The sequence below is a fragment of the Pseudarthrobacter sp. 01T43 genome (assembly GCF_056398665.1).
The window spans coordinates 73,390-88,321 of the sequence record NZ_JBFTPV010000003.1; the positions used below are offsets into that span (position 1 = coordinate 73,390).

General features: G+C 65.1%; 10 protein-coding genes and 1 tRNA gene. 1 reads left to right on the plus strand and 10 read right to left on the minus strand.

The features are described 5' to 3' along the window. Positions 1 to 239: 239 nt before the first annotated feature. From AC1DIM_RS03825 to AC1DIM_RS03855, 7 genes are all read right to left on the minus strand, one after another. Positions 240 to 2,909, minus strand: coding sequence for a LuxR C-terminal-related transcriptional regulator (locus tag AC1DIM_RS03825; RefSeq protein ID WP_477709166.1), 2,670 nt, complete (start codon positions 2,907 to 2,909; stop codon positions 240 to 242). A gap of 25 nt (positions 2,910 to 2,934) precedes the next feature. Further along, positions 2,935 to 5,673 carry a LuxR C-terminal-related transcriptional regulator gene (locus AC1DIM_RS03830; RefSeq protein WP_477709167.1) on the minus strand — a complete coding sequence of 913 codons (2,739 nt, stop codon included), beginning with the start codon at positions 5,671 to 5,673 and terminating at the stop codon, positions 2,935 to 2,937. A 119-nt stretch (positions 5,674 to 5,792) separates the two neighbouring features. Then, the gene (gene pth, locus AC1DIM_RS03835) at positions 5,793 to 6,383 is read right to left on the minus strand and encodes an aminoacyl-tRNA hydrolase (RefSeq protein ID WP_477709168.1); all 591 of its coding nucleotides are present in this window, start codon (positions 6,381 to 6,383) and stop codon (positions 5,793 to 5,795) included. A gap of 80 nt (positions 6,384 to 6,463) precedes the next feature. Further along, positions 6,464 to 7,048, minus strand: a complete 585-nt coding sequence (locus AC1DIM_RS03840) for a 50S ribosomal protein L25/general stress protein Ctc (RefSeq protein WP_477709169.1) — start codon at positions 7,046 to 7,048, stop codon at positions 6,464 to 6,466. A 216-nt stretch (positions 7,049 to 7,264) separates the two neighbouring features. Next, positions 7,265 to 8,245 carry a ribose-phosphate diphosphokinase gene (locus tag AC1DIM_RS03845; protein ID WP_477709170.1) on the minus strand — a complete coding sequence of 327 codons (981 nt, stop codon included), beginning with the start codon at positions 8,243 to 8,245 and terminating at the stop codon, positions 7,265 to 7,267. A gap of 2 nt (positions 8,246 to 8,247) precedes the next feature. Continuing rightward, positions 8,248 to 9,726 carry a bifunctional UDP-N-acetylglucosamine diphosphorylase/glucosamine-1-phosphate N-acetyltransferase GlmU gene (gene glmU, locus AC1DIM_RS03850; protein ID WP_477709171.1) on the minus strand — a complete coding sequence of 493 codons (1,479 nt, stop codon included), beginning with the start codon at positions 9,724 to 9,726 and terminating at the stop codon, positions 8,248 to 8,250. A 109-nt stretch (positions 9,727 to 9,835) separates the two neighbouring features. Then, positions 9,836 to 9,907: transfer RNA gene (locus AC1DIM_RS03855), tRNA-Gln, on the minus strand. Between the two features lie 161 nt (positions 9,908 to 10,068). Between AC1DIM_RS03855 and AC1DIM_RS03860 the strand changes: the two genes are divergently transcribed. Next, positions 10,069 to 10,695 carry a TetR/AcrR family transcriptional regulator gene (locus AC1DIM_RS03860; protein WP_477709172.1) on the plus strand — a complete coding sequence of 209 codons (627 nt, stop codon included), beginning with the start codon at positions 10,069 to 10,071 and terminating at the stop codon, positions 10,693 to 10,695. Positions 10,696 to 11,096: 401 nt separating this feature from the next. On the opposite strand, the gene AC1DIM_RS03865 is transcribed toward AC1DIM_RS03860, so the two are convergent. From AC1DIM_RS03865 to rsmA, 3 genes are read right to left on the minus strand one after another with little or no spacing between them, the layout of a single operon-like run. Continuing rightward, positions 11,097 to 12,923, minus strand: a complete 1,827-nt coding sequence (locus AC1DIM_RS03865) for an ABC-F family ATP-binding cassette domain-containing protein (protein WP_477709173.1) — start codon at positions 12,921 to 12,923, stop codon at positions 11,097 to 11,099. Positions 12,924 to 12,961: 38 nt separating this feature from the next. Further along, positions 12,962 to 13,924 carry a 4-(cytidine 5'-diphospho)-2-C-methyl-D-erythritol kinase gene (locus AC1DIM_RS03870; RefSeq protein WP_477709174.1) on the minus strand — a complete coding sequence of 321 codons (963 nt, stop codon included), beginning with the start codon at positions 13,922 to 13,924 and terminating at the stop codon, positions 12,962 to 12,964. Next, on the minus strand, positions 13,921 to 14,793 hold the full coding sequence (gene rsmA / locus AC1DIM_RS03875; RefSeq protein WP_477709175.1) for a 16S rRNA (adenine(1518)-N(6)/adenine(1519)-N(6))-dimethyltransferase RsmA: 873 nt from the start codon (positions 14,791 to 14,793) through the stop codon (positions 13,921 to 13,923). The genes AC1DIM_RS03870 and rsmA overlap by 4 nt, the downstream gene beginning before the upstream one ends. Positions 14,794 to 14,932: the final 139 nt, after the last annotated feature.

The window sequence follows — 14,932 nt, forward strand, 5'->3', positions numbered from 1 at the left end:
AGGCAGTACTCGACTTCGACGGCAAGGCTACCGGGTCAGGCCCCGCTGATACGCGTATTCCAGATGCGGGGCCACTCGAAGTCAAGACACGCCTCGACACAGCAAGCAGGCAGGCAGGCAGGCAGGCAGGCAGGCAGGCAGGCAGGCAGGCAGCGGAGCGTACTGGGCGCCCGGCACGCCCGCCGGCAAAGAGTCTCTGGAGCATACCGGTCAGCGAACGGAAACGTGCGGCGGAGGACCTAGTGGGCCAGGGCAGTGGAGAGTTCGTCGCGGCTCCGCACCCCGAGTTTCACGTAGGTGCGGTACAGGTGGCCCTCCACTGTCCGGACGGAGACCATGAGCCGCTGGGCGATCTCCCGATCCGTGAGGCCCTGGACTGCCAGCTCCACGATGTCCTGTTCACGGCGGGTAAGGTGCACCGTGGGCGCGGCGGAGATGAACTGACCTTCCCGGAACCGCTCGCCAAGTTCGTGGTCGCATTTCTCCCGCAGGGCCACCGCCTGGCGGGACCGGCGCCGTTCACCGGCTGCTTCCAACACGGCGCTTGCCCGCGCGTATGCTTCCCTTGCCACGTTGACGAAGCCCTCGGTTTCAAGCCGGGCCGCCATCTCCATCAGGGCGTCGGCGTCGGCGGATTCCCAATGCTCCGCAAGGGTGAGTAGCGCCGCAGCCCAGCGGCCTTGGACGTTTCCTGCCAGGGTGTGCACCAGGGGAATCACCGAATGGTCACCCAAGTCCCAACACAGTACCAACAGTTCCAGCAGCGTGCCGCCCCGGGCTGAGACCTCGGGGGTGGTGGCCAGGGTATGGAGGGACGCCAGGCCCTTCCCGTCACGGGTCACGTACTCCGAACCCGCCGCGGCGTAGGCCGTCGCGAGCAGTTCCTGACTGGCTGAACCCTGTGGCGAGTCCTTGTAATCCAGCTCGAGCCTGCTGGACTGGGCAGCGTCACCCAGCCTCGCCGACACATAGAACGCCAGCGCGGATCCGAACCGGAACACTTGCAAAGGATCGCTGAGCCTCAGGGTCTCCACTGCCGGAAGCAGCGTCTGGTAAGCGCGTTCCATCCGCCCCTGCCGCAGCAGTGAATATCCGCGTAGCACCTGGATGCTGCCGGCGAAGGCGGCGGCGTCCAGAGGGTGAGCAGCCGCATAGTCCACCAGCTCCTGTTCCGCTGACGCCCAATCCCCCAAGGCCAGGTAATCGGCCACCAGACGGCCCAGGACGAACTCATTAAAGAAAAACACACCGCTTTCGAGCGCAGGGAGTTCCGAAACCGCCAGCAGTCCGGCATCCAGGCCCTGGACGGCGCGTCCGGCTGCCGCGTATGTCTGTGCAAGCAGGGCAGTTCCCACAGTGCATAACGCGTGGTCGGTAACGCTGGCGGGGTTACGACTCCGAAAGTCCTGGACCTCATTGTCCAGGGCCTCACAGTTCCCAGCTTCGCCGAATTCGAGAAGGCGCAGCAACTGCTCCTGCCAGGGCGTGGCTGTACCAACTTCAGCCCCGGCCCCGGCCCCGGTGCCCGAGCCCACCGCGGGCTCTGCTTCCGCAGCGGCGCTATGGAGTACTTCGCGGGACTCGGCCGCAAACACTGCCAGTGGTGTTCCCAGGGCCTGATGGACAAATGCCCTGAGCATCAGGGCGGCTGCGGCGCCGGCTCCCAGCTGCAGCCAGCATCCGTCCAGGAGCTTGGCCGCGCCCGCGTGGTCGCCTTCGTTGAAGAGAGCCCGCGCCTGAATGGCCTGGGCCTCGGGCACGAGTGCCGGGTCCACGATCTTTGCCGCCATGGACCGGGCGCTTCGGCTCCTGAAGTGGGCCAACGCCGTGCTGGCCGCTTCAAGGAGCTCAGGCTCTGCTGTTTTCACTCCGCATTCAAGCGCCCACTCGACAGCTCTCAGCCGGCCCTCTGGCCCGGCTGGGGACGTGCCCAGGTGCTCGCGTACCCTTTCCAGAAGTTGCAGGCTCCGGGAAACGGAAATGGTTAAACGGAGGGCGTCGCCGAACATAGCGTTCCAGATCCGAAGATCAGCGGGGGTGCCATGACTCTCCACGACCATCTGTTGATCAAGCAGGGAGCGCACCACTTCGGCGCCGCAGATGTCCTCGATCACCTTTCGGCTCACCGGCCCGGCCAGCGCAATAAGTTTCAGGGCTTCCTGCTCTGCGGGCGTGCGGCGCAGCATGTCCTTGACCACCACGTTCGTCAGTCGCGGCCCGTCGGCCGGCAACTGCCCCAGCAGCATCCAGATCCCGTTCCGTTTGGCGAGCTGGCCTCCTTCGGCGGCGTCATGGAGCAGGGCATCAAGGATCCGGGGGTTTCCGCCGGAGGCACTCCAGATGGTGTCAACGGTTCCGGCGGGGACAGTGCCGTCCAGGGCGTGGGCGAGGACTTCCTCGATCTGTTCCCGGTTCAGCGGACGAAGGTCCACGCGATCGGCAAGGCCGTCATACCAAAGCTGCGCCAGAGGCTGGGGCAGGCCGGGCCGGGGCCTGCCTGCGGCCACGACGCTGGCCCAGCCCGCAGAGATCATATCTGCAACGATGCTGGCCGTAGCATCGTCCAGGTGGTGTGCATCATCCATCACGAGCAGCAGCGGTACGTCCCTGCCGGCCTTGAGCTTTTCAAAGTAGCTCCAGACGGACCTCAGGACAGCCACCGGTGACACCGAATCCTCGGCAGTCAGCTCCGCTGTGTATGGGGCAAGGATGCCAAAAGGAACGCTTGAGAGCGATGAACTTCCATGGATCTGAACAACGATCATGTCAGTCGCCAGCCGCTCGGTGATGGCTTCGGCCAACGCGGTCTTGCCGATGCCCGGGCCCGCCATCAGGAACACTGCCTGGCTGGTTCGGGTCCGGATGACGTTGCAGATCCGATCCAGCGGCTGCCGCCGCCCCGTGAGCAAGCGGCCCGGTTTCGGTGAGTGGCCGTTAGACGAGTCCAGTCAGATCACCCCTGGATGTGACTCCCAGTTTGGTGAAGACCTGGTAGAGGTGGCCTTCCACTGTGCGGACAGAGACACCCATATCCAGCGCAATGTCGCGGTTGGAGGCACCCCTGCCCGCGAGCCGCGCAATCTGCCGTTCCCTGCTGGTCAGGAGAGGGCTTCCGCTGCTGGGCACGATGGGCAGGCTGGCCACGGTGGCAGCGAGGATGTCCAGCCGCGCCTGGGCGGTCCTTGCCGCGGCCGGGTCGCCGGCCTGGCGGGCGAAGTCAACTGCAAGCGCCATGCATCGCGCCTCAACAGCATCGAGTTCCAGCGTGGCCGCCAACTCACCGCCGGCAAGCAATGTCTTGGCGTCATGGGTCCTGGTGCCCACGGCAATCAAACGCGAGATTTCCGCTAAGGGACCCTGGCGGTGACCGGCCACCTCTTCGAGCAGGCGGAAGTCGGCCTCTGTACCGTGGACTGTGGCCCCCAGCAGGCTGATCCCGGCAAGCGTGTACCTCCCCGCCGCGATGTCGCGGCGGGCAGAATCCTTCAGGCGGTTGACGGCTTCAGTGTCGTTCAGCCACCGACCGGCCATGTCGGCGCAGAAGTCAGTGATGCTCCGGGTCGCATGATCGGCGGCGCCCCCGGTCCGCTGCAACTTGTCCAAATACTTCCGGGACTGCCCGGCATTGCCCAACTGCGCATAAGCGAACGCAACAGCCGCGTAGGCTTCACGGCGGATGCCCTGTGAGGGCCGCAGTTCCAGCTGGGCCACCGCTGAGAGCAGCGAATCCAAGGCGACGGCGCCACGCCCCGCGTAAACGTAGGCGATCCCGGCCGCCAGCTCAGTACCGGCGCTTCGGTACGGAAGCTGGTTGATCTCACGTGCTGCGGATGGATTGAGGAGGTCGATGCAACGGTGCCACTGCCCGGCGGTCAAGAGGACGGTGTAAGCACGTTCAGTGAAAATCTCCCGCAGGCCCACGATTTGGCCGGCGTCGGAAATTTGGCCGCCCAACTGCCTCATCAGGCTTAAGGCATCCATCTCCCGCCCGGTCAGGGCCAAGGCGGTCATGAGGATCATGGCGGAATTCATTCGGAACCAAAGATCGGGGTTGAGCGCGGGGTCAGCAGCGGCTTCCAAGCCGGGAATGGCCGCTGCGTAGTCTCCCACGAACACCTGGTACTCGAATTCGCTCAGGCTGATCCTGTTGGCTGCAGCGGCAGCAGGGTCAGGCCATTCTTTCGCGCTACCAGTTTCTGCTCCGAGCCGTTCCCGGGCCGTCTGAAGCAGGGCCGGTACCCTGTCGGCGTGGTCCGGTAGCCAAACCATGACACGTGATTTTGCGGCGATGACTTGGGTGTATTCCTGGACCTCCAGACTGTCCAGCTGCGGCTGTGAGATGTCGTCCAGGGCCGCCATCGCCTGGACGGGAAGATCCAGGAGCAGGTAGGCAGCAGCCTTCTGGCGCTGCCCTGCCACCCATTGGGGGTCGTTGCGCCTCAGCGTCTCGGCATATTTGAGGGCGAAGTGCGGATCAAAGAGCTGCACGGCCGCTTCGGCTGCAGCCAGCGCCAGAGTGGGGCTCAGGTCGGCCTCACACTCGTGCGTCCACGCAGCGAATGCCATCAGCTCTTCCACGGTCATACTGGCCGGGTCCGGTTCCTGACCGTCCAGAAGAACGTTGCGCAGTTCCCGCCGCCGGCTAATGCTGAGCCAGGAGCGCACAACGTCGCCGAGGTACATTTCGCGCAGTGATACCCAGCGGCTCTCGGACGCGTCGATCTCCAGCAGCCCTGCATCTTCCATGTCCGCTACGATGCCGGCACCGTACACAGCAGTGAGCCTTGAGAGCTCCACCCTCCGGGCACAGGAAAGCATTTCGATGACTTCCTGCTCCTGGGGAGATTGCCTGGACCATCGCGACCGCACGATGTCCTCGAGGCTCGCCGCGCCGTCGAGCACTACTTTGTCCCGCAATGTCCAGACCGAATCCGACAGCACAAGATTTCCGGACTGCTGCTGCTCGGCCACCAGCGCCTTGAGCAGCAGCGGGTTCCCCCCCACCATGGTGTGGAAGGTACTGACCAAGGAGGCTGAGACACGGTGGCCCAGCAGGGAAAGCAACACCTGGCGGGTCTGCAGCTCATTCAGGTTGTCCAGCCGGACTTCCGTCAGCCGTCGGTCGGTGAGAAGCCAATGGAAGTCCGCCGGCAGATCGCTGATTTTGGGTGCCACGGCAACAATGCGTGCGGTTCCGGTCAGGAGGATATTGAGCAGGACACCAGCACTCATGTCGTCAATGCTGCCTGCAGTATCCAAGGTGATGACGCACTGGCGACCGGCGGCGTCGCTCCGGATCAGTGACGTTATGCCACGCAGAATTGCGGTCGGAGAGCCCATGTAGGCCTGGGGAAGACGCGCGAGAAGGAACGCCAGGCATCCGTAAGGGGTGTCGCCCGCTGTGGTCCCGGAACGCAACTGCAGCGTCCAAACATCGGGGCCAAGCTCGGATACGGCAGTCCTGGCCAAGGATGACTTGCCGACACCGCGACCGCCCGTGATGACCACTCCGAGAGAGTCGACGCTGGTCAGCGCCGTGCGGACGGCTTCGAGATTGGCGCTGCGTGCTGGCGCGGACCATCGCTGCGCCTCTGACATGCCAGCGGTTTCCGTACGCAGCTCAGGGTCCTTGAACTGTGACCCACGTTCCCAGCTAAGTGGCTCGATTGACATGAACTTATCCCCTACATCCCAATAAAGCGGGAACAAGCCCCATCGCCCCCCCGCTTAGGAAGAAGACTACCCCTAGGTAAGGAAGGCTGAACAGGGATTACGCATTTTTGGTCCCATTGCTACACGTCGGGCTTCGCCGGGTGGAACTTCTGCTGCGCCGCTGTCAGCCCGTCCCTGACCAGCATCTCGACGGCATCAGCGGCCTCATCCAGCAGAAACGGCACATCCTTGCGCTCCGTGGTGCCAAAGTCACGGAGCACATAGTCGGCAGTATCCATGCGGCCTGGCGGGCGGCCCACGCCCACCCTGACCCTCAGGTAGTCCTTGGTGCCGAGCCCCCTGGACATGTCCCTCAGTCCGTTGTGGCCGCCCTCGCCACCGCCGCATTTGAGCTTGACGGTGTTGAACGGGATATCAATTTCATCATGTACCGCCACCACGTGGTCTGGTCCAATGCCATAAAAATTCGCCAGGGCAGTCACGGGTCCGCCGGAAACGTTCATGTAGCTCAGCGGCTTGGCCAGCACCACGCGCGGCCCGCCAACCCCCAACCGCCCTTCGAGGACCTGGGCCCGGGCTTTGTGGGTTTTGAAGTTTCCGCCGAGCCGGCCGGCGAGTTCGTCAAGAACCATCTGGCCAACGTTGTGCCTGTTGCCTTTGTATTCGGCCCCGGGGTTGCCGAGGCCGATAATCAGCCAGGTGTCAGTCATTGTTCCATCCTAAGGTGGTCCGGACATGGCTGTGGCCGGACCCCAACGGGGCCCGGCCACAGTTGCCGGCTGAGTGGGTATTACTCGGCAGCGGCTTCAGTGGAAGCCTGGGCCTCTTCGTCGGAGACCTCGGTGGCCTCGGAGATGTTGATAACCAGGGCGTCGGCGTCGGCCAGCAGGACGGAACCCTTCGGCAGGACCAGGTCGGAAGCGAGGATGTGCTGTCCGGCGACGCGCCCTTCGATGTCTACCTCGACGGCGGTGGGCAGGTGGGTTGCCTCGGCCTCAAGGGAGATGACGGTGAGTTCCTGGTTGAAGACGTTGCCCGGAGCCAGTTCGCCAACAACGTGGACGGGGATGTCCACCGTGACCTTCTCGCCCTTGCGGACGGTCAGCAGGTCGATGTGCTCGATGATCTGGCGGATGGGGTCCCGCTGGACGTCCTTGACCAGGGCGAGGTGATCTTCGCCGTTAATATCCAGCGAGAGCAGGGCGTTGGCCGTGCGGACTGCCAGCGTGGTGGCCTTGGCCGGCAGCGTGATGTGGATCGGCTCTGCGCCGTGGCCGTAGATGACTGCGGGGATCAGGTTGGCCATACGAGCGCGGCGGGCAAAGCCCTTGCCGAATTCGGTGCGTACTTCTGCTGCGAGCTTCTGCTCAGACATGTGTATCTCCTCGGAAGACTAAATGGTGTTCAGCAAGGGCGGAGGTCTGTTGCGACCTTCAACGCCGGGCGACCGTTTGGCGCCCTTCCGGAAGGGAGATTCAGACCCAGTCGATAACGGAGACTGCTCTCCCTCGCCAAGGTATCGTGAAAAAGTTTACCAGCGCCGGACCCGAAAACTGAAAACGGGACCGGCGCCGGCCGACGGAACGCCGAGTTAGGCGTTGCCGTCGAACAGGCTGGTGACTGAACCGTCGTCGAACACTTCATGGATGGCGCGGGCTATGAGCGGCGCGATGGAAAGCACCGTCAACTGCGGGAAACGCTGGTGGGAGGCGATGGGCAGGGTGTTGGTGACCACTACTTCACGGGCACCGGATTCGGCCAGCCGCTGGGCGGCGGGGTCGGAGAACACTGCGTGGGTCGCGGCGATAATGACGTCCTTGGCACCGGCATTCATGAGCACCTGCACCGCTCCGGAGATGGTCCCGCCGGTGTCGATCATGTCATCGATCAGGACGCAGGTCCGGCCTTGGACCTGGCCCACCACGGTCTTGGAGACGGCTTGGTTGGGCACGGTGAGGTCACGGCTCTTATGCACGAACGCCAGCGGAGCCCCGCCCAGGCGCTCAGCCCACTGTTCGGCGACACGCACGCGGCCGGTATCCGGGGAGACAACCGTAACGTTGTCGGCGCCCACCTTGGTCCGGATGTAGTCGGCCAGGAGCGGGATGGCCATCAGGTGGTCAACGGGGCCGTCGAAGAAGCCCTGGATCTGGGAGGTGTGCAGGTCAACGCTCATGATGCGGTCTGCGCCGGCCGTCTTGTAAAGGTCCGCCACCAGCCGGGCGGAAATGGGTTCGCGGCCGCGGCCCTTCTTGTCCTGACGTGCATACGGGTAGAACGGGGACACCACCGTGATCCGCTTGGCGGAGGCCCGCTTCAGCGAATCGATCATGATCAGCTGTTCCATCAAGTGGTTGTTCAACGGGGCAGGGTGGGCCTGGATGACAAACGCGTCGGTTCCGCGGACGCTCTCGCCGGCGCGAACGTAGATCTCCCCGTTGGCGAAGTCGTAGGCGTCAATCGGCAGCAGCTCTGTCCCCAACTCCTTCGCGATTTCCCGCGCCAGTTCGGGGTGTGCCCGCCCTGCGGCAAGCACCAGCTTCTTCTCGCCGTGTGCGGTAATTTCGCTCATTATTACTTGCCCTCTTCTGTTGATGCTGGGGTATTTGAGGAGTCTGACGCGGCAGCCTGGGCCAGCTCTGCCGAGCGCGAGCCGGGACGGTTGGCAACAACCCAACCTTCGGCATTGCGCTGGGCAGCAACCGAGAGGACGAGCGCTCCGGCCGGGACGTCCTTGCGGATCACCGCGCCGGCGCCGCTGTAGGCACCGTCCCCCACGGTGACCGGTGCAACAAACACTGTGTTGGAACCTGTGCGGACGCCAGAGCCGATCACCGTGCGGTGCTTCTTCTCGCCGTCGTAATTGGCGGTGATGTTGCCACAGCCAATGTTGGTGTCCTCGCCGATTTCAGCGTCGCCGGCGTAGCCGAGGTGGGAAAGCTTGGATCCCCGGCCGATGGTGACGTTTTTGGTTTCGTAGAAGGCGCCGATTTTGCCGGTGTCACCAAGTACTGTGCCTGGCCGCAGGTAGGTGAAAGGTCCGACGACGGCGTCGGCACCGATAACAGCACCGGAACCGTGTGTACGGGTCACCTTGGCGCCCTCGCCGATGCGAACATCCGTCAGGGTTGAGTCGGGGCCGACGACGGCGTCCCTCGCCACAGTGGTGGCACCGTGCAGCTGCGTGTTGGGGAGGATACGGACGTCCTCATCCAGGGTGACGGTGGAATCGATCCAGGTGGTGGCGGGGTCAACAACGGTGACTCCGGCCCGCATCCAGGCTTCGACCGTGCGGCGGTTCAGTTCTGCGCCGAGGGCCGAGAGCTGCACGCGGTCGTTGGCGCCCTCCACCTGCCAGCGGTCTTCGGTGACGACGGCGGCAACCCGGCCACCGGACTGACGAGCCAGGCTCAGCACATCGGTCAGGTACATCTCACCCTGCGAGTTATCAGTGGTGACATGGACCAGCGCGTCGCGGAGGACTGCGGCGTCGAAAGCGTAGATGCCGGAGTTGACCTCGCGGATCAGGCGTTCGGCTTCTGTGGCGTCCTTGTGCTCGCGGATGCCGGTGACGGAACCGTCATCGCCGCGGAGAATACGGCCATAGCCCGTGGCGTCAGCGAGCCGGGCGGTGAGCACCGTGACAGCATTGCCTTCGCGTTCGTGTGTCGCCACCAGGTCGGCCAGGAGGCCGCCGCTGAGGAGCGGAACGTCGCCGTACGTCACCACCACGGTGCCGGAAAGTTTTTCGCGGGCGTCCAGGGCCAGGAGTGCCACCTCGACGGCACGGCCGGTGCCGGGAATTTCGTCCTGGTCCACGATCAATGCGTCCGGGTCCAGATCGTTCAGGTGACGGGCCACCAGGTCGCGTTCGTGGCGGACCACCAGAGCCAACCGCCCGGGGTTGATGCTGCGGGCCGCGAGGAGGGCATGGCCCACCATGGACCGGCCGCCGATCTCATGCAGGATCTTGGGAGTACGGGATTTCATCCGGGTACCGGCGCCTGCTGCCAGAACAATGACGGCGGCGGGGCCGATATTCTCGGGGATCACGTACGGGCTCTCCTTGCTTGGTTGCGCGTGGCGCTGGGTGCGGTGCCGGGCCGGCCACAAGCCTTGCGGGGCACCGAGTTCATACTACTGGACGCTCTCGGCACAGCAGTTCCGCCCATAGGATTCGAACCTATACTCCACGGCTCCAAAGGCCGGGGTGCTGCCATTACACCAGGGCGGACCGTGCCAGAGGCGCAAGGCCAAGGCACAAGTAGTTATTTTGCCATGGGTTCAGGGCAGCCCGCGACACGGGCAGGAATCGCGGCACCCCAAGTCCCGTCCCGCAGGTGGTTCCGACCGTTTCAACCGCGCCAGCCAACGGCCCTAAGGCATGATGGAAATGTGAGTAACAACCCACCCCGGGTACGGATGACTGGCGTGCAGAGGCGCAGCCAACTGATCGACGTAGGCCGTGGCCTTTTCGCCGCACGAGGACTCGAGGGCACCACCATCGAGGAAATCGCGGCCTGCGCCGGCGTTTCAAAACCCGTGATCTACGAACACTTCGGCTCCAAGGAGGGCCTGTACACCCAAGTTGTGGACTTCGAATTCCGAATTCTCCTGGACTCGATTAGCGCTGCCCTGACTGAGGAAGCCAAGCCCCGTGTCCTCGTGGAGCGTGCCGCCCTCGCCCTGCTCACCTACATCGAAGACCACACCGAAGGCTTCCGGATCCTGATGCGGGACGCTCCCCCGTCCCAGCCCGAAGGCGCGTTCTCCACCTTGCTCTCCCACGTCACGGCCCGTGTTGAACACATTCTGTCCGACGAATTCGACCGCCGCGGCCTCAGCGCCGAAGACGGGGCCATGTACGCCCAGATGCTCGTAGGCATGGTGGCCATGACCGGCCAGTGGTGGCAGGACAGCCGCCAGCCCGACAAACAAACCGTAGCCGCGCACCTGGTGAACCTCGCCTGGAACGGCCTGACAGGCCTCAAGAAGGACCCCGAACTGCAGTCCGAGGGTTGATCTTCTGGTCGCCTTTTCACGCGCCTGTGGCTGCGTCCGCGGCGCAGTGGCCCTTCTCCGGCGTCCGTTGTCCTGTTCGCGGCGCAGGAGCCCTTCACCGTCGCTTAGACACAGCGCATAGGTGTACCCCCTGCCGAACGTTCCGCTCGGGTACTGTTCCACGGCGGGAGGTGACGTTCGTTGTCGGGAGGCGATCCTTTGGGAAGGTGAGTTCCGCTCGCCGGAGCTGGTTCTTCGGATAGGAGCGCATCGCAGCACATCGGAGCGCGGAGGTCGCTCAGCGACCGGAGCGCTCCCTATGTGATGTGTCTAAGCGACGCCGAAGGGCCGGCTGCGGCACCCAAGCCACACGAACGCGGGAGGACCGGCACCCAAACCAGCACCGGCCACCCAACGGAGGGCTACTCGCCGAGGACTTCCAGGGCTTCGAGCCATTCGAGTTCCAGCGCTTCGCGTTCGCCGGCGAGGTCCTTGAGTTTCTTGTTTTGCTCGGCGAGGGCGTCAAAGTCGGAATCGGCGGTGCTTTTGACCATCTGGTCGTGGACCTTCTTTTCCGCTTGCTCCAGTTTGCCCATCTGGCGTTCGATGCGGTTCTTGGCCTTGCGGGCGTCGCGTTTGGCGGCTTCGGAGGCGCCGGTGGACGCGGGGGCGGAACTGCCGCTGGCGCCGGTCACGGGGTTACCGCCGCCGGTGATGGTGGAGCCGGCCAGGGCAGATTCCCGGAGTTCCAGATACTGGTCCACGCCGCGCGGCAGGGCACGGATTTTGCCGTCGCCCAGGAGCGCCATCTGATGGTCGGTCACCCGCTCAAGCAGGTAGCGGTCGTGGCTGACCACCACGAGGGTGCCGGGCCAGCCGTCCAGGACATCTTCGACGGCGGCGAGCGTGTCCGTGTCGAGGTCGTTGGTGGGCTCATCAAGCATCAGCACGTTGGGCTCGCCTACCAGCAGTCGGAGCAGCTGGAGGCGGCGGCGCTCACCGCCGGAGAGGTCCTTGACCGGGGTCCACTGCTTCTCGTTGGTGAAGCCAAGCTGCTCCACCAGCTGGCCGGCGGTGAATTCCTTGCCGCCCACGTTGAAGGACCGCTTCTCGCGCTCGATGACCTCGATGACGCGCAGGTCGGAGACGTCGTCGAGCTCTTTGACTTCCTGGGTGAGCACGGCGGTGACTACGGTCTTGCCGCGCTTGACGTTACCGGAGGTCGGCTGGATCTCGCCGTTCAGGAGCTTCAGCAGGGTGGTCTTGCCGGCGCCGTTGACGCCCACCAGGCCCAGCCGCTCACCCGGGGCAAGGCGCAGGGTGATGTTGTCGAAGAGCTTTTGACCGGCGTCGCCGCCGAGGAAGTCGAGGGATACGTTCTCGAGGTCCAGGACGTCCTTGCCGAGCCGGGCGGTGGCCATTTTGCTCAGGGCCGTCGAGTCACGCGGTTCCGGGACGTCCGCAATCAGGGCGTTGGCGGCCTCGATGCGGAACTTTGGTTTGGCTGTGCGGGCCGGCGCGCCGCGGCGCAGCCACGCGAGTTCCTTCTTCACAAGCTGCTGGCGCTTGCTTTCCATGACGTTGGCGGCCCGGTCGCGCTCGGCGCGGGCCAGGACGTAGGCTGCGTAGCCGCCGTCGAACGGGTCCATGATGCCGTCGTGGATTTCCCAGGTCTTGTTGYAGACTTCGTCGAGGAACCAGCGGTCGTGGGTGACCACCAGGAAGGCGCCCTGGTTGGCCCGCCAGCGGGTCTTAAGGTGCCGGGACAGCCAGGCGACGCCTTCGACGTCGAGGTGGTTGGTGGGCTCATCAAGCATGATCACGTCGTGGTCCTCGATGAGGAGCTTGGCGAGTGCCACACGCCGTTTCTGCCCGCCGGAGAGGGCGTGGACGTTGGCGTGCCAGTCGACGTCGGACACCAGACCGCCCATGACCTCGCGGATCTGCGGGTTGCGGGCCCATTCGTGGTCGGCCTGGTCCCCCACGATCGCGGCGCCCACTGTGAGGTCGCCGTCGAGCACGTCGCTTTGATCCAGGTAGCCGATGTTGACCTCGCTGCGCTTGGTCACCCGGCCGGAGTCCGGGGTGGACCGCATGGCCAGCAGGCGCATCAGCGTCGATTTGCCGTCGCCGTTCCGGCCCACCATGCCGATCCGGTCGCCCTCTTCGAGACCAAGGGTGATGCCGTCCAGGACGGTGCGCGTTGCGTACGAAACTGTGAGGTTTTCGCCGCCAAGAAGGTGTGCCAAAGGGGACTGCTTTCTGCTGCTGGGTAAAGTGTGGGCGCTTAAAGGAGGGTATCGGACATGATGCGTGCGCCATGCACGGGGCCGTGCACAGGGAATGCCGTCAGGCCGTAATGCCGCAGGTCCTCGGCCAGGCTGTCGGCGGCGGCAGGGCTATGGGTCAAGAGCGCCACGGTGGGACCGGAGCCGGAGACAATCCCCGCCAGGGCGCCAAGCGCTTCGCCGCGTCCCAGCGTATGGCGGAGCTTCGGGGCAAGTTCAATGGATGCCCGCTGGAGGTCGTTGACCAGGACCCGGCTGAGGGCGACGGCGTCACCCCCACGGAGCGCCTGCAGGATCCGCGGGTCCACGGCCGTCGGCTCGGCTGCTTCGTGGCCTTCAGCGCCCCGGAGCCTATCCAGTGTGCGGAAGACCTCGGGAGTGGCCAAGCCGTAATCTGCCGCCACCAGGACCCAGTCCGTCTGTGCCTTGACCAGGGCCGGTGAGAGTTCGTCGCCCACGCCCAGTCCCACGGCGGTGCCACCCAGGAGCGAAAAGGGAACATCCGCGCCCAGGTCAGCGGCGATGTGTGCCAGCTCTTCCTTTGACAGCCCGCTGTTCCACAGGGCGTCACAGGCCAGGAGTGTCGCCGCGGCGTCGGCCGAGCCGCCGCCCATGCCGCCGGCCACCGGGACGCGCTTGGTGATCTCCAGGTGGACGCCGGTGGCATGCTCGGAGACGTCGGCCATCATGGCCGCGGCCTTGTAGGCCAGGTTGTTTTCATCCAGCGGGATGTCCACCCCGTCCAGGTCCAGGGTGCTCTCCGGACTGATGCTGACCGTGATCCCCGGCGTCTGCGTACTGGTGGCCGCAACCTCCTCGTAGAGGGAAACGGCCAGGTAGACGCTGGCCACCGAGTGGTATCCATCGGCCCGCAGCGGTCCCACGTCGAGGGAGACGTTGACTTTGCCGGGCGCCTTCACCCGGACTGTCCGCGCGGGAAACCGCCCGGCCAGCGCATTCACGCCGTGGCCTCGCGGGCTTCAGCGATCCGCGCAAAAGCGTTGATGTCGATGACTTCGCCCCGCGCTGTTGGGTCCACTCCTGCGGCCACCAGGCAGCGTTCGGCCTCCGCAGCGCCGCCGGCCCAGCCTGCGAGGGCCGCCCGCAGGGTCTTGCGGCGCTGGGCGAAGGCGGCGTCAATCACGGCGAACACCTGCTCGCGGGTGGCTGTGGTGACCGGCGCTTCCCGCCGGGTAAAGGCCACGAGGCCGGAGTGGATCTTGGGGGCGGGCCAGAACACGTTCATACCGATCACCCCGGCCTTGCGCATACTGCTGTACCAGGCGGCCTTGACGGACGGTACTCCGTAGGTTTTCGAGCCCGGCCCGGCGGCCAGCCTATCCGCCACTTCGTCCTGGACCATCACCAGTCCGTGCTGCAGGCTCGGGAAATGCTGGAGCAGGTGCAGGACCACCGGCACAGCCACGTTGTACGGAAGGTTGGCCACGAGGGCGGTGGGTTCAACGGGAAGGGACGTGACCTTCATCGCGTCGGCCTGGACAAGATGGAAGGAGTCCGCCGCCCCGGGCCGCCACGTTCGCACCGTTTCCGGCAGCTTCGCGGCGAGGACCGGATCAATTTCGACGGCGACCACGGCTTTCGCGGCGTCCAGCAGGCCCAGCGTAAGCGACCCAAGGCCGGGGCCGACTTCCAGCACCGTCTCCTCCGCCCCGACGCTGGCCACGGACACAATCCGGCGGATGGTGTTGCCGTCAATGACGAAGTTCTGGCCGAGGGTCTTGGTTGGCCGGATGCCTATTTCCTCTGCCAGCCGGCGGATGTCGGAGGCACCGAAGAGGGGTGCGGGCGCGGCGGCAGTCGGTTCAGTCACGTAGGTATCCTATCCCGGCGGCAATAACGCACCGCCCGCTTTGTGGCGTTCCCGCGTCGTCCTGGCGACGATCGTTCCCGGTTAACGGCAGTGGCCGGCCCCGGATGTCCCGGAGCCGGCCACTGATGCCCGCGTTCCT